At 47.2% G+C, this 18,533-nt stretch carries 20 protein-coding genes; 16 read left to right on the forward strand and 4 right to left on the reverse strand.

The genetic code is table 11. The features are described 5' to 3' along the window. Window position 1 precedes the first annotated feature (1 nt). The 11 genes from trpA (at window position 2) to ppc (ending at window position 12,434) form a co-directional block, all read left to right on the forward strand. Entirely contained in the window at window positions 2-802 is an 801-nt protein-coding gene (trpA, locus tag VLX91_12385) for a tryptophan synthase subunit alpha (protein HUI31003.1), read from the forward strand. Then, on the forward strand, window positions 799-1,143 hold the full coding sequence (pheA, locus tag VLX91_12390) for a chorismate mutase (protein HUI31004.1): 345 nt from the start codon (window positions 799-801) through the stop codon (window positions 1,141-1,143). The genes trpA and pheA overlap by 4 nt, the downstream gene beginning before the upstream one ends. Continuing rightward, window positions 1,130-2,146 (forward strand): endolytic transglycosylase MltG, encoded by a 1,017-nt coding sequence (mltG, locus tag VLX91_12395; protein ID HUI31005.1) that lies wholly within the window; start codon window positions 1,130-1,132, stop codon window positions 2,144-2,146. Before pheA ends, mltG begins: the two co-directional genes overlap by 14 nt. A 118-nt stretch (window positions 2,147-2,264) precedes the next feature. Further along, the gene (locus VLX91_12400) at window positions 2,265-3,593 is read left to right on the forward strand and encodes a hypothetical protein (protein ID HUI31006.1); all 1,329 of its coding nucleotides are present in this window, start codon (window positions 2,265-2,267) and stop codon (window positions 3,591-3,593) included. Then, window positions 3,586-4,218: a flavin prenyltransferase UbiX gene (locus tag VLX91_12405; GenBank protein ID HUI31007.1), complete on the forward strand. Its 633-nt coding sequence runs from the start codon at window positions 3,586-3,588 to the stop codon at window positions 4,216-4,218. Before VLX91_12400 ends, VLX91_12405 begins: the two co-directional genes overlap by 8 nt. Continuing rightward, window positions 4,206-5,897, forward strand: a complete 1,692-nt coding sequence (locus tag VLX91_12410) for an Ig-like domain-containing protein (protein ID HUI31008.1) — start codon at window positions 4,206-4,208, stop codon at window positions 5,895-5,897. Before VLX91_12405 ends, VLX91_12410 begins: the two co-directional genes overlap by 13 nt. Before the next feature lie 67 nt (window positions 5,898-5,964). Then, entirely contained in the window at window positions 5,965-6,315 is a 351-nt protein-coding gene (secG, locus tag VLX91_12415) for a preprotein translocase subunit SecG (GenBank protein ID HUI31009.1), read from the forward strand. 35 nt (window positions 6,316-6,350) lie between these two features. After that, on the forward strand, window positions 6,351-7,448 hold the full coding sequence (locus VLX91_12420; GenBank protein HUI31010.1) for a response regulator: 1,098 nt from the start codon (window positions 6,351-6,353) through the stop codon (window positions 7,446-7,448). A gap of 2 nt (window positions 7,449-7,450) precedes the next feature. Beyond that, the gene (locus VLX91_12425) at window positions 7,451-8,788 is read left to right on the forward strand and encodes a BamA/TamA family outer membrane protein (protein ID HUI31011.1); all 1,338 of its coding nucleotides are present in this window, start codon (window positions 7,451-7,453) and stop codon (window positions 8,786-8,788) included. Next, complete coding sequence (locus VLX91_12430; GenBank protein ID HUI31012.1) at window positions 8,788-9,510, forward strand: RsmE family RNA methyltransferase; 723 nt, start codon at window positions 8,788-8,790, stop codon at window positions 9,508-9,510. The genes VLX91_12425 and VLX91_12430 overlap by 1 nt, the downstream gene beginning before the upstream one ends. 122 nt (window positions 9,511-9,632) lie before the next feature. Continuing rightward, window positions 9,633-12,434 (forward strand): phosphoenolpyruvate carboxylase, encoded by a 2,802-nt coding sequence (gene ppc / locus VLX91_12435; GenBank protein HUI31013.1) that lies wholly within the window; start codon window positions 9,633-9,635, stop codon window positions 12,432-12,434. A gap of 47 nt (window positions 12,435-12,481) precedes the next feature. On the opposite strand, the gene VLX91_12440 is transcribed toward ppc, so the two are convergent. The 4 genes from VLX91_12440 to VLX91_12455 form a co-directional block, all read right to left on the reverse strand. Continuing rightward, a complete protein-coding gene (locus tag VLX91_12440; GenBank protein HUI31014.1) occupies window positions 12,482-12,913 on the reverse strand; it encodes a hypothetical protein in 432 nt (143 codons plus the stop codon). A 100-nt stretch (window positions 12,914-13,013) separates the two neighbouring features. Then, a complete protein-coding gene (locus tag VLX91_12445; protein HUI31015.1) occupies window positions 13,014-13,604 on the reverse strand; it encodes a superoxide dismutase in 591 nt (196 codons plus the stop codon). Between the two features lie 135 nt (window positions 13,605-13,739). Next, window positions 13,740-14,093, reverse strand: coding sequence for an iron-sulfur cluster assembly accessory protein (locus VLX91_12450; GenBank protein ID HUI31016.1), 354 nt, complete (start codon window positions 14,091-14,093; stop codon window positions 13,740-13,742). A gap of 56 nt (window positions 14,094-14,149) precedes the next feature. Then, window positions 14,150-14,449 (reverse strand): hypothetical protein, encoded by a 300-nt coding sequence (locus VLX91_12455; GenBank protein ID HUI31017.1) that lies wholly within the window; start codon window positions 14,447-14,449, stop codon window positions 14,150-14,152. A 239-nt stretch (window positions 14,450-14,688) separates the two neighbouring features. On the opposite strand from VLX91_12455, the gene VLX91_12460 reads away from it, so the two are divergent. The 5 genes from VLX91_12460 (at window position 14,689) to VLX91_12480 (ending at window position 18,445) form a co-directional block, all read left to right on the forward strand. Beyond that, the gene (locus tag VLX91_12460; protein ID HUI31018.1) at window positions 14,689-16,020 is read left to right on the forward strand and encodes a cyclic 2,3-diphosphoglycerate synthase; all 1,332 of its coding nucleotides are present in this window, start codon (window positions 14,689-14,691) and stop codon (window positions 16,018-16,020) included. A 45-nt stretch (window positions 16,021-16,065) separates the two neighbouring features. After that, the gene (gene argF, locus VLX91_12465; GenBank protein ID HUI31019.1) at window positions 16,066-16,989 is read left to right on the forward strand and encodes an ornithine carbamoyltransferase; all 924 of its coding nucleotides are present in this window, start codon (window positions 16,066-16,068) and stop codon (window positions 16,987-16,989) included. Between the two features lie 106 nt (window positions 16,990-17,095). After that, window positions 17,096-17,485 (forward strand): aspartate 1-decarboxylase, encoded by a 390-nt coding sequence (gene panD / locus VLX91_12470; GenBank protein ID HUI31020.1) that lies wholly within the window; start codon window positions 17,096-17,098, stop codon window positions 17,483-17,485. Window positions 17,486-17,490: 5 nt separating this feature from the next. After that, the gene (locus VLX91_12475; protein ID HUI31021.1) at window positions 17,491-18,261 is read left to right on the forward strand and encodes a sugar phosphate nucleotidyltransferase; all 771 of its coding nucleotides are present in this window, start codon (window positions 17,491-17,493) and stop codon (window positions 18,259-18,261) included. A 1-nt stretch (window position 18,262) separates the two neighbouring features. Beyond that, a complete protein-coding gene (locus VLX91_12480; GenBank protein HUI31022.1) occupies window positions 18,263-18,445 on the forward strand; it encodes a hypothetical protein in 183 nt (60 codons plus the stop codon). Window positions 18,446-18,533: the final 88 nt, after the last annotated feature.

Genomic DNA, 18,533 nt, shown 5'->3' on the forward strand with positions numbered 1-18,533 from the left:
GTTGAATAGAATAAAGAAGGTTATTGGATTCATTGCACAGGACGGAAAACATAAGAAAATTCTCAGCGCATACGTCATGCCCGGATTTCCGACTCGCGATTCAACTGCTGAAGTCTTGAGATCGGCGGAGAAAGCCGGCGTTGATTTTGTCGAGATTGGTGTTCCGTTCAGCGATCCCCTTGCCGACGGTCCGGTAATACAGAAGGCTTCCCAAGCTGCAATCGAGAACGGAATGTCGCCTGAAAAAATCGTCGATTTCGTAAGGACTTTTAGAAAAGAATCCGAACTTCCTCTGATTCTGATGGGATACGTGAATTCTTTCCTGAACGGCATCGGAAGGAGTTTCCCGGAAAAGCTGAAGTCTGCCGGAATCGACGGCGTTATCATCCCCGATCTTTCCCTGGAAGAATCCGACATGGTGAGGAAAGATATTGAGGATGCCGGACTGAGTCTCGTTTTGCTGGCCGCACCGACATCGACGGACGAGAGAATTGTGAAGATCAGCGAGGCATCGACGGATTTTGTCTATTGCGTCTCGGTCACGGGAGTGACGGGGGCAAGAAAGAATCTTGTGAGCAGCGATGTTACGGATTTCTTGAAACGCGTTCGGAAATTTTCTCGGAAGCCTTTCGTGGTCGGATTCGGCATATCGACTCCCGATACTGCAAGGGACATATCGAAATATTCTGACGGCATCGTGGTCGGTTCTGCGTTGCTGCAGAAAATTTCCTCGTCGTCTCAGTGCGGGGAAACAGCTTATGAGTTTCTAAAAAGTCTGCGGACGGCGATTGACGAAGAATGAATGACATGAAATCGCTTCGGGAGAAGATCGATCGACTCGACAAGCGGATCGTCAAGCTTCTCAACAGACGAGCTAAATACGCGGACGAGATCGGAAAGGTAAAGGAGAAATTGGGCCTTGAGGTATATTCTCCTGAAAGAGAAAAGCAGGTAATCGAAAATGTAAGCATCGAAAACCCGGGTCCACTTACCGATGAGGCCATCAAGCGTGTTTATGAGAGAATCATAGACGAGTCCCGTCGACTGGAGCGCGAAAGTGCCGGGGAACGGCGGATTTCCCTGCAGACAAATAATTCAAGGAGATTTTTTTTATGGTCCATGTTCCACCGTGAAAAGCCTTGATCTGACAGAAAGAAGCAAATTATTCGCATTCGCCGCGACTATGGTCGCTGCCTTTGTCATGGTATGGATAATAATCTTCGTAATGCCGTACCACCATGAGCGTGGAAGGGGGACGATCATAACGATCGAGAGGGGCATGAGCGCAGACAGAGTCTACACAAAGCTTGTTCAATCCAGCACAATTACGAATAAATTTGTCTTCAAAATTGTAGCTAAGATTTTTGCCGTGGAACACAGGATCAAGGCCGGCAAGTATCTCTTCGTCGGTTTTTTTTCCGACTATGACGTCATGAAGATAATCGCATCGGGCAAGAGCAACCTCCTTGTGACAGTGACGATCCCGGAAGGACTTACGATACGTCAGATTGCATCCGTTTACCAGCGTGAGATTGGAATTGATTCGACCGCTTTTGCGGATCTGGCTCTTGACGACTCTTCTTCCTCGGCATTGGGTATCCCGTCGAAAACCTTAGAGGGTTATCTCTTTCCGCAGACTTATGACTTCTACTATGACACCGACCCGAAGGAAATACTGGAACGGATGGTCGACGAGTTCGATATTTTTTTCGACGACTCTTTGAGAGAGAGGGCGGCTCAAATGGGATTGAGAATCTCGGAAGTGATGAAGATGGCATCGATAATCGAAGATGAGGCGCGCGTCGATTCTGAAAGGGCAATCATAGCAAGCGTGTATTATAATCGTTTAAAGAAGCATATACCGCTGGAAGCCGATCCGACGATCCAGTACGCTCTCGGGGAACGGAAGAGAGTTTATTACAAGGATTTGAAAATAAATTCGCCCTACAACTCCTATGAAAAAATCGGCTTGCCGCCGACGCCGATATGCAACCCCGGACAAAAATCTATTATCGCGGCGCTATATCCAGCGCGGACGGATTATCTATACTTCGTTTCGAACGGACACGGCGGCCATAAGTTCAGCAGTACATACGATCAGCATCTCCGGGCAGTGCGGGCATACAAAAGAATTCGAGCACACTAGCTACCGCCATAAAATGCCGCTCTCAGTTTTGAAACTGCGATTAAAACAGGTAATCGGGTCATTTCGAGCCCCCTCGGTTTTGAAATTCCTCGCTCCTGATTTCCTCATAGGAGTTTTTATGGCAGTATCAAATTGGAATTATCCGGACAAGAGTTTTATGCTGAAGGTCGGGGCCGTTGCCTGTTCGATTGCCTTGTTTACCTTGACGGCTGTGACGAAGAAATTGTTTTTCACCGGCGGCGACGTAGAGAATTTTTATTTTGTTTTGCCGACAACCGCATCCAGGTTTGCTTCCCTTTCATCTGTTATTCTCCTCAATCTCGTTGTGGTCCTTTCCGTCATAGTTCTCCCGGTGCTTCTTGTTTTTCATCCGTTGAATTTTCTTGGCGATGCAATTCTTATCGGGATATCTTCTTCATGTTACTCCGCCACATTTTATTTTGTTGTTTTATTCGTAGTGGCACTGCTCCCGAGAAGGATTGCCGATCCGGCGTTGATGATTTTCCAGGTATTGATGGCATTGATTCTTTTGGCGGTGTTCCAGCTTCCCATCTATGACGTCCTATTTAGTACTACAAACTTCTTGTCTCTGACTCCTTGCATCTTGTTCCTGGTTTCTTGTCTCCTGTTTCTTCTTTTCCCGTTGCAGGAGAAACTAATCTCTAATTTGAAGGAATATGAATCCGATTCGGGCATGAATCTGCCGGCGATTGTTGAAAGACTCAGAAACGCACTTTTCATTAGGAGTTCGGAAGAGGAGGCAGGTTTTCTTTTTTTTCTCTCCAACATCGTAAGAGGTCAGTCATTTAGACTTTCGACGATTGCAACGGCCGCCACACCGGTGATGGTCGCGATCTTCTGGGTGCTTCGTGGTTTTCGTTTTGTAAATTTCGGGGAGCCGACCGGGTTCTTGACGCCGGAATATGCCGCGCCAATAGCTTCTCTTGTCGGTTCCGGCATCGTGGTGCATTATTTTCTGTCGCAGAATTTATTGAGCTCAAAAGACCACGACGCCGCTTGGCTTTTTAAAGTAAATCCGTTGTTCTGCAGCGGCAAGTTTGTGCTGGGAGTCCGTAAATCGTATCTAACCATCGTCCACGTCCCGATGAGCATCGGAATTTTCCTGGTAATTATTCAGGGAAATTCGTTTCTGGAGTCCGCAGTTGTCGCGCTGACATTTTATTTTTTGACTCATATAGCCGCAACCGTTTTTTCAATCACGCAGAAGAATCTGCCGTTCACGCTGCCATTCACTCGGATCAGCTCGGAGAGTATAGCCGATCTGATTTTCATGCTTCTTTATTCGACTCTCGTGACGTTTATTCTGCTTGTTTCTTACGAAAAAATCGGGAATCTTTTGATGCTGAATCTTTTTGCGTTTATCTTAGTAAGTGTCATTGAGTTTTCATCGGTGAGATTCACCAATAGCAGAGTTGAGCTTGTCTAAAAACAAATCGAATGTCCCGTTCGCAGGGAAGAAAATGATCGTGGGCGTAACGGGAGCAAGCGGTGCAATCTATGCTCTTCATACACTCCGTGCGCTCCTTACAAAAGGAATCGAAGTACACATCGTCTTTTCCGACTACGGAGCCTACGTCATTGAGAGCGAAACGGATTTTTCACTGAAGACGGGGGACATGCTTGAATCCTTCAGGGCAAAATACGGCGATGAGGTAATGAGCGGCAGCATTGTGAAATACAGCAACAAGGATCTTGCCGCGACAATTTCGAGCGGTTCGTTCAAGACAGATGGAATGGTTGTTGTGCCGTGTTCCATGAAGACTCTGGCGGGAGTTGCGCAGGGTGTCGCAGGAAACCTGATCGAGCGTGCAGCCGATGTCACTTTGAAAGAGGGCAGGAAACTCGTGCTTGTTCCCCGCGAGACTCCGTTGAACAAGATTCACCTGAAAAACATGTTAGCCGCAGCAGATGCAGGAGCGCATATACTTCCCGCAATGCCTGCATTTTACCAGAAACCGACCTCGATAGAAGAACTCGCAGATTTCATAGCGGCCAGGATTCTTGCGTTGTTTGATATTGAAACGGAACTTTTCGAGCCTTGGCAAAAGTAAATCGATCTACCAATCTCTCGTCAGCCGTTCTCTATGGATTCTCGATTTCTTTTTTTCTCATCATCCTCGCGGGTTGCGCAGGTCAGATCGGCCCCTCCGGCGGCCCGATAGACAAAACGCCGCCACAAATTGTTTATTCATCGCCTTCGCAAAAACAATTGAACTTCAATTCGGACGAATTAGAAATTCGTTTTGATAAATATATGTCCGAACGGGCAGTGGAGAATGCAATCTATTTTCCTCCGTTCAGCTCGAAAGAGATCGACTTTGACTGGTCGGGCAAAGAATTGACGATCAAACTCCGCAAGCCGCTGGAAAAGGACCGAACATATATTTTAACGATTGGCGCCGGAGCACAGGACACCAGAAATAATTCTATTGGCAAGGCGGTCAACCTTGTGTTCTCCACAGGCTCAAAGGTTGACACCGGCATCATAAGCGGCACCGTTTTTTTTACAGGTAAAGCTCAAGCGTACACCGTCGCGGCGTTCTCAGTCACCGACAGCATCGACACACTCAGACCTTCCATGAATCTGGCAAAATACGTCACGCAGTCCGACGACAGCGGAAGATACATCATGCAAGGTCTGGCCGCCGGTAAGTATCGGTTGGTATGTTTCGACGACCAAATGAGAAACTTTACCTACGCAATTCAAATGGATAATTACGCGTCGGCGACTCACGACATCGAAATGACAGATAGCCTCCAGAGTATCACCGACATGAATTTCATGCCTGCGACTGAGGATACATCTCGTCCTCAGTTGTATAGCGCCGACCTCGCGAAAGACGGAACACTGTTATTGAAGTTCAGCGAGATGTTGGACTCTTCCTCTATATCACCGCGGTATTTCTACGTGCGCGACTCCGTCACTGCTGAAGATTTCCCGGTTGATTACGCGGCCCGGCGAGAAGATAACAAGCTCAATGTCACTCTCGGTCTGGCAAAGCCGCTTCCTCTAAAACGCACCTATCTTGTAACGGCCACCGAAAACATAAGAGATCTTCAATCGAACAAAATCTCACCGGAGAACAACCCAGTCGTTCTGAAACCCGACAGTGCAACGGTCAGGGTGCCGCAATATTACTTCAATTTTTCCGATTCCGTTCGAGATGTCAATCCTCATGATACCCTGTTCTGCCAGATCATGTCGCCCGCAATTTCTCATTCCACTTCTGATACTCCTTTTGTGTCGCTGGTTGATAGTACGGGAAGTTTAGTTCCCGCCGGAATTTTCCGCCAATCCGAATCGGTCTTTAAAATTTCGCTCCAGGATCTCAAGTCTCTTGGATGGTACAGCGCGGAGATAAGGTATCGTTTCGCCGGATCGGAGAAAGACTCCGTAATGGCACGCAGTTTCAGGATGATAGATTTTGCGACACTTGGCGACATAGAAGGAGAAATCATCCCGGCAGGGAAAAAGGTTGTCGTCCTTGCCGCAAGCGCCGATGGAAAGAAGTATGTGACTCTCGCTGGACCGGACGGTAAATTCCATATCGGTGAAGTTCCCGCGGCAACTTTTACGTTGGGCGCGTACGTTCAGCACAATAATGGAATCGATTATTACAGCGGTAAAAGTTTCCCGTACAAATTTGCAGAGCCGTTCGGTGTCTATCCTGATCCGGTCAAAGTCAGAGCGAGGTGGACATCCGAGGGTGTGAAAATTAGGTTGTTTTAGCTCGGGCCAAGGGCGATTGATTTTCAAGCGTTTGAGCCGTAAATTTATTCAAAGTTGAGGTGACGATTTGTTTACGTTATTAGTTGTTTTGGAAATTTTCATTGCCGTCCTTTTAATGGCTGTTGTGTTGATGCAGGCTAGCAAAGGAGGAGGGTTGGCCGGCGGTTTCGGAGGTGCGAGCGCTGGTTTTGGAAACATGTTTGGAGTACGCAAGACAGCAGACGTTTTGTCAAGGATGACCACGATACTTGGTACCGTCTTCATCGTTCTTGCCCTCTTCATAAACTTGTTTTTCCTGCCGAACAAAGTTTCAAATCAGCAAAAGAGTTTCCTGCAGACTCAAGGACAACGGAGCTTACCTCCCGCGCAGCAGGTGCCGCAAGTTCCAGTCGAATCAGCTCCACAGCCGCAAAAGTGATTTTACTCCTCCTGAACGCGTCCTGAGGATAAGATATGCCCGATTCTCCTCTTATATTGCTTGTCGATGACGAGCAGGCAAATTTGGAATTATTCTCGACAATACTCACTGAAGAGGGTTACCGGGTATTGTCCGCTGCCAGAGGGGATGACGCTCTTCATCTCTTGGAAACCAGCAAACCTGATCTCATAATAAGCGACATCTACATGCCCGAGATGGGCGGATTCGAGTTTTATGAAAAGGTGCAGAAGGTACAGGAGCTTAGATCGGTTCCATTCATTTTCCTCAGCGCACTCTCCGATTGGCAGCATGTTCGTGAAGGAAAAGAATTGGGTGCAGATGATTATCTGACGAAACCCGTTGACATCGACGAGCTTGTAACGACCGTAAAGGGAAAGCTCAAACGCGCCGCTTCTCTTCGAAGTGCCATGCAGAGCGAGTTTGAAACCTTGAAGGAGCAGATTCTATCTACGTTGTCTCACGAATTGAATACACCGCTCACATATATCATCGGCTTTTCAGAGATCATAGGCAACAGCGAGTCGCCGATCCCCATGGACGAATTAAAGGAGTTTGCCGGCCTGATTCGACAGGGTGGCGACAGGTTGAAAAATTTTGTCGATGATTTTCTTGAGGCGGTTCAAATCGATTCGGGCAAGACGGCAGAATATTATTCAAGAAGCAAGAAAGAATTCAACCTCTCGGAATCTATTACGCTCCTTTCCAGGGAATACGCGATGGTCGCCACTGAAAAAAACGTTCAGTTCCAATCCGATGTGCCGGATGAGCTTCGCGTGATGGGGTCCGAGACTCTGATCCGTGATGCAATCGGCCGCATACTTTCCAATGCGGTAAAGTTCACATCTGAAGGCAATGTCAAGGTGTGTGCCCGCCCGGACGGAAACATTGTTCAGCTCGAGATTGCCGATACGGGAGTGGGAATTCCTGAAAAGGAATTGCCCAGAGTTTGCGAGAAATTTTATCAAGTCAACAAGGACAAGCAGCAGCAGCAGGGTGCGGGACTCGGCCTCTATATCGCCAACAACCTCGCGAAGATAAATCATTGCGAATTGGCCATTTCGTCGATTGAAGGCGTGGGAACCAAGGTTACCTTAGACATCCCGGCCCGGTAATCATGGCACGGTCGTGGTTCCTCATCACGAGCCTTTTTTTCCTTGTACCATCATTTAATATTTGCGCTTCCGTAATATCTGATGAACCTGATTCAACCTCCCCTTTCATAGTCAATAGAATTATCATCGAAGGAAACACGTTAACAAAGTCCTACGTCATTTTAAGGGAACTGCCTTTCAAAGAAGGGGACTCCGTGACTGCCGCCGATCTTGATTTTGCTAGGGAGCGAATTTACAGTACGGGACTCTTTACGAGAGTTCTCACGCAGCCGGAACCAGTTTCGAAAGACCACACCGACCTGCTGATCTACGTCGAAGAAAGGTGGTATGTCTGGCCGTATCCGATTGTCGGATTTCGCGACCAGGTTATAAGCTGGAATAAATTGTACGCCGGTCTCGGAGTGGTCGATCTCAATTTTCGCGGGATGGCGGAAAGACTTGAAGGAATGTTTGCGCTGGGCTACGATCCGTTCGCCGCAATTACTTACAGCAGCCCATCGATGGGCCGGGACAAAGAATATCTGCTGTGGCTGGGGGCAAGCTACTCTCATGGGAGAAACATCGGCCTCGGGTCGTCCTATTCCGCGGGACAATTTGATGATTCATTCGGAGATTTCTACATCGGGGTCGGAAAGCGACTCGATCTTTATTCAATCTTGTCCGTCGGGGTTGCGTATAACTATGTTGCAAGAAATACCGATGATTCAAACAGTGTGGCTCTCTCGCTGAACGGGAAGGACGTTTTTGCGTCTATCCAGTTCGAATACTATTACGATTCCCGTGATCTCAAAACTTACGCATCGCAGGGAACCTACGTTGATGTGACTTTCGAGAAATACGGATTAGGCGAGAGCATCGTGAATTTCGGCAGAGTCTCTTTTGACGTCCGCCAGTATCTCCCACTTTCTGACTTTCTGACCCTGGCAGCAAGAGTACACTCGAGTTTGGCCGAAGGGGCGGACATTCCGAGATACAATCATGTTTTTTTCGGTTATGGCGAAAGGATTCGGGGGATGTTCAACTCAGTCATGGAAGGTGAAAGCATTTTGGGAAGTAATCTGGAAGTGCGAATTCCTATCGTGAAGAAAACGTATATCGAGCTTTCGTGGCTTCCCATCAGAGAATTTGCATCGAATAGGATCGCTCTTTATTGGAATTTTCTTGCCGATGCAGGGGAGACTTCTGACAAACATTTGAACATGGGATGGAATAATGCGGTATATGGCTACGGCGTCGGCTTAACACTTCTGCTGCCGTACGATACGATTTTCCAGGTTGATTTTGCCAGGGGCAGCGACCGGCATCTCGAATGGATATTCGCATTTGGAGAAACCATTTAATGGAGCAATATATTTTTGAAACAAGAAATCGGGCCAGAAATCCGGATGGTGATGATATCATCACCATGATTGGAGACGAACATTTCCACCTTTCCCGAGTGCTGCGTGCGAGGGCCGGCGAAACAATTTTAGCTACCGATGGTGAAGGAACCACATGCCTTTGCGTTATTCAGCAAATCGGGAAAGTCAGCTCAATATGCAAAGTGATTGAAGAACATCGCAATTTCAATTTATCCGCACGCGAATTCTATATCGGAATCGCTGCATTGAAGCCTGTTTCTAAATTGGAGCTTGCAGTTGAAAAATGCACGGAACTTGGCTCGCGAGGTTTCTTGTTATTTAATTCTGAGCGAAGCGAGAAAGTAAATCTCCGTCGCGAAAGAATGGCGGCCATTGTAAAAGCGGCAGTCAAGCAGTCACTTCAGAGTAAAATCCCTGAGTTGGCGATCGTAAGAAATTTGGAAGAAGCTGCGTCGCAATGCCATGTTCATAGAGAGAAATTTGTTCTCCACGAAAAATCGGACAAAATGATGACCGAATATTTGCCGGAGGTCAAGAAAGGCCGCTCGGTAATCGTGCTTGTCGGACCGGAAGGTGGATTCTCAGAAAAAGAGATCGGTTTTTTGACCGAAAATGGTTTTAAAAGTTTTTCGCTTGGTAAATCGCGCTTGAGATCCGAAACTGCCGCGATAAAGGCAGCCTCTCTCCTTGCCGTGTATTAGTGAAGATCATAGATTAAGGTTTAAAATGAAATTACCGTGCTTTGAGTTTTTTTCCTTCGGTCTTTATGCATATTACACGCCTTTGGTTCTCGGACCTCTTCGGCAAAAATTGATTTTGAGAGATGACACAGGAACTGATTCATAATCGGCAGGATATAAAGGATCCGAGCTCCCACGAAAGAGATATTCTCGACGCGCCGCTTCATCGCGACATCCGCGAGCTTGGTGCAATCCTCGGCAAAGTATTGATCGAGCAGGAAGGGAAAGACTTCTTCGATCTCGAGGAGCGGCTTCGTTTACTTACAAAGTCTCTTCGTTCCGAGTATCTGCCGGACACGAAGTGCGAGATCGATGCGCTCATAGACTCGCTTGATCTGGACAAGGCCGGCAAGATCGTGCGTGCATTCCTCTATTATTTCCTCTTGAGCAACACGGCCGACGAGATTCACCGCATCAGGAGACAGCGGGTGCATGCTATCACGGACGGGACTCCCCAGCGCGGCTCGATGGAAGAGGCGATCATGGAGTTAAGAAATTCCGGTTGCTCGATCTATTTTGTGCGCGAGATTCTCGATTCGATGAATGTTATTCCCGTCTTCACCGCACACCCTACCGAGGCTACACGCCAGACAATTCTGAGGAAAATTCTAAACATAAGCGATCTCCTTCTGCGGCGGGAAACATCAACCTTGACTCCGGACGAGCTTGCCGAATTGCGGAAACAGCTGCATGCGGAGATAACGATGCTCTGGCAGACCAACGAAATACGGATGAACAAGGTTACGGTGAACGACGAGATAAGGCGCGGCTTGTTTTTCTTCAGAGAAATTTTATATGACACGACGCCGGTTTTTTATGACAGACTGAATCAAATTCTGAAAAAAGCATTCGATGCCGAAATCACTTCTCCCGTCATACTGAAATTTGGATCATGGATTGGCGGCGACAGAGACGGGCATCCTTATGTAACCTCGGAAGTCACAAGGAATGCCTTCGAAATGCAGAAGAAGCAGATACTTTCACTCTACATGAAGGATATCGACCGGCTGTTCGACACGATGAGCACCTCGACGCGTCTCGTCGGGGCTTCGGAGGAGATGATTAGATCGTTCAACAATGATAAGGAAATCCTTTCTGACCAGGTACGCGAAGAAGACCTGAGAGACCAGTCTGAAATTTATCGTGTAAAAGCTTTCTTGATTTATCACAAGTTGAATAATACTCTGGAAGGAAGAAACAAAGGATATAATTCTGTAAGCGAATTCATCCGCGATCTCGAGGTGATGTACGAAAGTCTTTTGTCCAATAAGGGAGAGGTAATTGCCGGGTCGAAGGTATTGCCGATTATTTATAAGGCCAAAACCTTTGGATTTCACCTTGCCACGCTCGACATTAGGCAGAACGCTCACGTTCTCTTCAAAGCCGTGTCCGAATTGTTTGCTGCTTCGGAAGTGGCGCGTGAATTTGCGAATCTGAATGAAGCGAGCCGCTCGAAAATTCTTACCAGAGAAATATTGAATGCAAGGCCTATCGTAAATTCCAACCTGGCGCTGAGCGCAGACACGAAAGAGGTGTTCGCGGAATTTGAGTCCATGGGATTCGGTAAGGATTGCGCCGGCGATGAAGCGTGCACGGACTATATTGTGAGCATGAGTTCTTCGGTCAGTGACGTTCTGACTCCGCTTCTTTTTGCAAAAGAAGGCGGTCTCGTTAAGGTGCGGGACGGGAAAGTGGTACAGTCCCGCATCGACCTCCTTCCATTATTTGAAACGATCGACGATTTGAAATCTGCTCATATTGTTCTCGCGGAGCTGTTTAAGAACGAAGCTTACAGACAGCACGTCGCGCTTCGCGGTATGGTGCAGAAAATCATGATCGGCTATTCTGACAGTAACAAAGACGGCGGCATAGTTACTTCCAATTTTGAATTAATAAAAGCGCAGATAAACTTGAAGAAGGTTTGCGATAGGTATGGAATCAAGCTTGTCCTTTTCCATGGACGCGGGGGGAGTGTCTCACGAGGCGGAGGTCCGTTGAATCAGGCAATACTATCACAACCTATTGGCACGATTGAAGGAGAAATCAAGATTACCGAACAGGGCGAGATGATTTTCGTAAAATACGCCATGCCTGAGATTGCATTGCGGCACATCGAGTTGACAACCTCCGCGGTTCTTCTTTCGACGGCAAAGTATAAGTCCGGAGTGCACAATTCCAGCAAGAAATATGTGTCTGTCTTTGAAACAATTTCAGAAATCGCGATCAGGCATTACCGTGAGCTGATCACTGACCCGGGATTCCCGGAATACTTTCGACAGGCAACACCCATTGATGTTATCGAGCGCATTGAAATCGGCTCGCGTCCACCTTCGCGGGACGACAGCGCGGATTTGAAAAATCTTCGCGCGATTCCGTGGGTATTTGCATGGACACAGAACAGGCACCTTATCTCAGGATGGTACGGTTTTGGGCATGCACTTGAAAAGGCCGTCCAAGATGGTACAACCAGCTGGGATGCGTTGAGCAAGATGTACAACGAGTGGGAATTCTTCAAAGCATTAACCGACAACGTTGAGATGGTCTTGATGAAATCGGATATGATTATCAGCAGGGAATATATTCGTCTTTGCGGGAACAAGGAAACTGCCGAGAAGCTTTTCGGATTGATAAGTGAAGAGTACAAGAGATCAGTGAGAGCAGTTCTCAATATTACGGGCGAGGAAAACCTTCTGGATTCTAATCCATCACTTCAGAGATCTCTCAGGCTTAGAGATGCCTATATCGACCCGATAAGTTTGGTACAGATAAAATTCTTAAAGATGTTCCGCGAAGAAAAATCAGAAGGAAGAAACCGTCAGGAAATACTCGACCTGCTCAGGTCAACGGTGAATGGGATCGCAGCCGGGATGAGGAATACGGGGTAAGGAAGTAAACCTTGCGAAGGTCACAAAACCTTCGCAAGGTTAGATATTTATTTCGTGCCTGTATCGCTCTCCAGGGGTTCCACTTTATCAACAGCCAAAAGATCCATTCCACCCTTCTTGAAGACCGTTCCGGTGACCTTCACTTGCTTCGCAGCATACTGAACCAATGATGAGTTTGCGCTCTTATGGTTAGACATCATGCAGAGGTAAACATGGCCGCTTTTGTCCAGTATCCCGACCGGCAGGCCACTGTTGATGCACATCTGCGCACAGTCGGCATGATCGGCACCGTGCTGGCCTTTGGTCATGTAACATGCCATGTCGACCACTTCACCTTGGATGGTGGTTGTTGCATTGGCACCCTTGTCTTTTTCTGTCGACATTCCCTTCATGTCTTTCATGTTGTCCTGCGCAAAGCTTAACGTAGCCGTTGCGAGAATTGCACTGAAGACGAAGGCAGCGATTTTTATGTATCTCATTGTTCTCCCTCCATACTATTTATTGTTATTCGATTTCGTTTCATCTCTTGAATCTCCGGCGAATGAATGTTTGCAAAATGCTTCAGCGTCAAAAGAGCGTTTAGTGCTGCGCTTTATCGAAGCGCGACGAAGCTTCTTTCCAGTTGATATTTTTCATGAACGCCGTGATGTAGTCGCCGCGTTTCAAACCATAATCAATCATGTAAGCGTGTTCAAACACATCAAGCACAACTATAGGGGTACAGCCTGCAAGGTGGCCCATGTCGTGTTCGTTTATCCAATCATTGTAAAGGGACCCGTTTGATCCGTCTAAATAGAGCAATGTCCAACCTATTCCTCTCATGCTCCCGGCAGCTTTGAAGTCGACCTCCCAATTGGCGAAGCTCCCGAACTGTTTTTCGATCACGCCGTGAAGCGAAGTCTTGTTCCCGAGCGCTTCTTTGCCGCCGAGGTTGTCGAAATAAAATTCATGTAGTCTCATGCCGTTGAATTCCCAACCAAACCTTCTTTTCAACTCTGCATACTCCGGCGTCCCTGTCTTGCCATCCTTGAGCATTTGCGAAAGAGTGTCAGCCAGCTTGTTTGTGTTTGTAACGTACCCTTGATAAAGCGTGAAGTGGTTCTCAAGCAGCTGCTTCGAGAAACCCTCCATGCCGATTAAGTGACTATAAGTCTTAGCCTGATACGGCATTTGTTACTCCTTTCCTGTGAAGTAGTGTTCCATGATATGAAATATTGAAGGGTAAGAAATGAAAAATGAATTCACCTTTTGCTCCACCATATTTTTCGCCTCGGATGAATGCATCTGCCTGCGGCGAAAAGTAGCTTAAGCGTTGAATGAATGTCCGCAGCCACAGCTCCGTGTCGCGTTCGGGTTGTCGAATGTGAATCCTTTGCCTGTCAGGCCTTCCTGGTAATCGAGGAGGATACCCGAAAGGTACGGGAGGCTTCGTTCATCCACGAATACTCTTACCCCGTTGGCATCGAAGACGCGATCAGTCTCCGACGCTTTCTCGTCGAATCCGAGAACATATGTAAATCCGCTGCACCCTCCGCCTTTGACACCCATTCTCAAACCGAAAGTGTCAGGGATTTTGTTTTCCGTCATGACTTTTTTTATTTCGCCCGCGGCTTTGTCTGAGATTCTTATTTCCTGTTGAAGAGTTTCTACGTCGACCATTTCATTTCTCCTGTTCCGAAGGAGTCCTTCGGAAAATCTATTTGTAAACGAAAATTTTACTGCTGTAGAAAAGGTTTTCCCGGCGTCTTTGCTCGAAATTCGGGATAATTTAAAGTCCAAGTTCCGTTCGAGATATATTTAAAAAGGCCGTCCAAAACCATCTCATTAATTAACGTTTCGGCAAGGGTTTCAAGTTCCACATCGGCGACCTTGAAGTGATTCTCTACCAGATAGTATTTCAGCGCGTATTTTATATCGAGATAGAAAACGTTGGAAAGATGAAATATTGGGAATTTTGACCGGAAAAATTGCAGGAATCCCCTCCTGTTCATTTTCACGAATTCAAGTGCTGTCATGGAACCTCTCTTGCTAAAGATAAATTCTCCCCGTTTGGAAATCCAGTGAAAGCTCCTTGAAAATTTCTTGCCAACCATCTAATGTGTCCCAACATGCGCCGACGGGTTATTCAAACCATGGAACAGAATATCGTGAAATCAATTCGACGGACACTATGTAAGATTCAAGATTTTGTCGTATTCTCTTTTCCAAATCAATGTCCGCGGAAGGTGGACTCCTTCAAAGAAAGGGATGTATCATGAGACGGAAGAAAATTGTGATACTGGGTGCCGCAGGAAGGGACTTCCACAACTTCAATACTGTTTTCAGAGACGAAGAGGAATATGAGGTCGTTGCGTTCACGGCGACACAGATTCCGAATATTGCCGGCCGCAAGTACCCGGCGGAGCTTGCGGGAAAGTTGTATCCCGGGGGTATCCCGATCTTCCCGGAATCTCAGCTGCCTCTTCTGATAAAAGATAACGGAGTCGAACAGGCCGTTTTTTCTTACTCGGATGTCTCATTTGATTATGTTATGTCCAAGGCATCGGAAGTCATGTCGTTCGGTGCCGACTTTAGACTCCTTGGCGTAAGAGAAACAATGCTCGAAAGCAAAGTACCCGTAGTTGCTGTTGTCGCGGTCAGAACCGGCGCAGGCAAAAGCCAGACGTCTCGAAAAGTCTGTGCCATCTTGAGAGAGAACGGACTTCGTGTCGTTGCGGTTCGCCATCCAATGCCTTACGGGAACTTAGTTAAGCAGAGAGTTCAACGTTACGCGAAGATTGCCGATCTGAAAAAGTTTGAATGTACCATCGAAGAGATGGAAGAATACGAGCCGCACATCATGAACGGGACCATCATATATGCGGGAGTTGATTACGAAGCGATTCTCCATGATGCTGAAAAGGAGGCAGATGTCCTCGTCTGGGACGGCGGCAACAACGACACCTCATTTTATCGCCCCGACTTGACGATAACCGTTGCCGACCCGCATCGGCCCGGTCATGAGCTGACTTATTATGCGGGCATGACGAATATTTTGTTGTCAGACGTCGTGGTAATAAACAAGGTCGAGTCCGCATCGAGAGAAAATGTAGACACGGTAAGGCGGAATGTGCACAGTGTTAACCCTGATGCGGCAATAATCGAAGCTGCGTCTCCGGTCGCCGTCGATGACCAATCTCTAATTCGAGGGAAAAAAGTGCTCGTCGTTGAAGATGGCCCGACGCTTACTCACGGCGGGATGTCATACGGTGCAGGTGTCATTGCTGCGCAGAAGTTCGGAGCGAAGGAACTGGTGGATCCTCGTCCTTGGGCTGTCGGCACAATCTCGGAGACATTCAAGAAATATCCGCAAACCGGAACACTTCTTCCTGCGATGGGTTATGGGGAAAAACAGATAAAAGATTTGGAGGCGACGATAAACAAAGTTGATTGTGACACCGTCGTTATCGGCACGCCGATAGATTTGAGAAGAGTTGTGAAAATAAAAAAGCCTTCTGTGAGAGTGAGATACGAGTTGGCTGAGATAACCAAGCCGGGCCTCGAAGAGATTTTGGAAGGATTTTTGAAGAGACATGGGTTATCTTAGATTTTCAGAAACAAAGGTTGCTGTACACACAAGAGGAGGAGTTGAATGAAAAAAGATTTTCTGAGTATCGCCGACTGGTCATCGCAAGAATTGAAAAAACTGTTAGAGCTGGCGGCTAAGATGAAGTCTCGTCCTGAAAAGTACAAAGATTCGATAAGGGGGAAATCGATCGCGTTGATATTTGAGAAACAATCACTGAGGACTCACGTTACGTTCGACGTAGGAATCCATCAACTCGGCGGCCATTCTGTTTATCTTACTCAATCGGATATCAATCTGGGCAAACGTGAGAGCGTCTACGATGTGTCGAAAAATCTTGAGAGGTGGATGTCGGCGGTAGTAGTTAGGACTTACGCGCATCAAAGCTGTGTCGACATGGCGCGGTATACGAAAATCCCTGTGGTCAACGCACTGACAGATTATGAGCACCCGTGCCAGGCAATTGGAGATTTCTTGACTATAGTGGAGCACCTTGGAACGCTGAAGAAGCAAAAATTCGCATTCATAGGAGACGGCAACAATGTCTGCAATTCTCTCATGATAATGGCTGCTAAAATGGGAATGGACTTCGTCGCCGCTACGCCCGAAGGATACGAACCACCATTGGAAGTCATGAGAGTATCAATGAATGCGGCGAAAGAAAATCGCGCTGCCGTAGAAATTGTACACGATCCCAGGAGTGCGCTGGGCCAGGCCGATGTCGTTTACACTGACGTTTGGGTAAGCATGGGACAGGAAGCGGAGAAGGAGGCGAGGCTGAATACTTTCCGCAATTACCAGGTGAACAAAGAATTAATGAAACTCGCGAAGAAGTCGGCGATCTTCATGCATTGCCTCCCTGCGCACCGCGGCGAAGAGGTGACGGATGATGTGATTGACTCGAAACAGTCCGTCGTCTGGGACGAGTCGGAAAACAGGCTGCATTCACAGAAAGCCATCATCTATACGCTGTTAACCAGGAAACAATAGTTCGTCAAATCCATAGTCTCTTCTTCGCGTTATGCCTTGCTAACATTGCCACCGATTCATAACTTACATCATGGATTGCGATTTATTGATAATATCTGGAATGTAATTGAAGATCACTCTTTGTAAATCGAAAATTCACCGTGCGACTGTAACGCAAGCTGAACTTTATTACGAGGGGAGTCTGACGGTCGACACGGATCTCCTTAAAGCGTCGGAGATTCTGCCGTATGAAAAAGTGCAGGTTGTGAATGTAAACAACGGCGAACGGTTCGAGACCTACATAATTCCAGGCAAGGTACGCTCGGGAATAATTTGTTTGAACGGTCCCGCGGCACGGTTGGGTTCAGTTGGCGATGAGGTGATAATTATTTCTTATGCCGAATTTGACCAGGCGGAAGCAGAAAAGCATGAGCCGACCGTGGTGCTGGTCGACAGGGAAAATAAAATCAAAAAGACCATTAAAGGACACCTGGACGAACCGGATAGCTTGAAGTAAGCAAGATGGGGAAAAGAGAATTTGTTACGGTGGTACTCGCCGCGGGCAAAGGGAAGAGGATGAAAGACCCGAATTTGCCGAAGGTGATGTATAAAGTCAACGGTAAACCGATGGTTCATTATGTTGTTGATCTCGCGAAGCGGATCGGAAGTGAATCGGTTATTGTGGTAGTCGGAAACAAGCGCGAAATAGTGATGAAGTATCTCGAAGCAGCATTCGGAGACGGTGTCGTTTTCGCACTTCAACAAGAGCAGCTGGGAACCGGGCACGCCGTACTGCAGACAGAAGATATGCTTTCGACCTTTGATGGTGAAGTGCTCGTCCTTTCAGGCGATGTGCCAATTCTTACGGAAAAAACCATTCGCCGGCTTATTGATGCTCATTATCAAAATCATTCAATTGCGACGGTCTTGACGGCGATGGTAGACGATCCAACCGGCTACGGAAGAATTCTCAGGCTCTCAGACGGCTCAGTCGATCGGATAGTCGAAGAGAAGGATTCAAGTGCTCAACAGAAGAAAATCAAAGAGATAAATTCGGGAATTTATTTGTTTAGCCGTAAAGAACTTTTTGAGGCGTTACATCACATAAACTCGGACAATGCCCAGCACGAGTATTACCTGACTGACGTTCTTGGATATTTTGCAGAACGGAAGATTAAGATAAGTGCGGTGGCTGCCGATGATTTCAATGAAATAAGGGGGGTCAATACTCCGGAGCAGCTGGATGAACTTGAGAAAATTGTCCGGAATGAATGCAGGGTTTCAGGAGGCTGAGATGTCGAGCACAGAACAGAAGAAAATGATCGAAGCGCTGAGGTACAAAACCTCAAAGATGCTGCCGAGGGATAAGTATGACTTTGACATGTTTGTAAAGCGGGATAAGGACGATGAAGAGCTTGATGTGTTGTCCATGAGTCGGCTCAGGGAATTGTTCGAAAAATACTCGAGCAAAAAGTAATTCCACACGCGCCGCAAAACGGTGTTTTTCTTTTCCCTTGTGTTCCCAAGCAAGGCGTGGCATGGATGGATGTTCGATAGGGTATTCA

This window comes from Candidatus Acidiferrales bacterium, assembly GCA_035515795.1.
Taxonomy (GTDB): Bacteria; Bacteroidota; Ignavibacteria; order Kryptoniales; family JAKASW01; genus JAKASW01.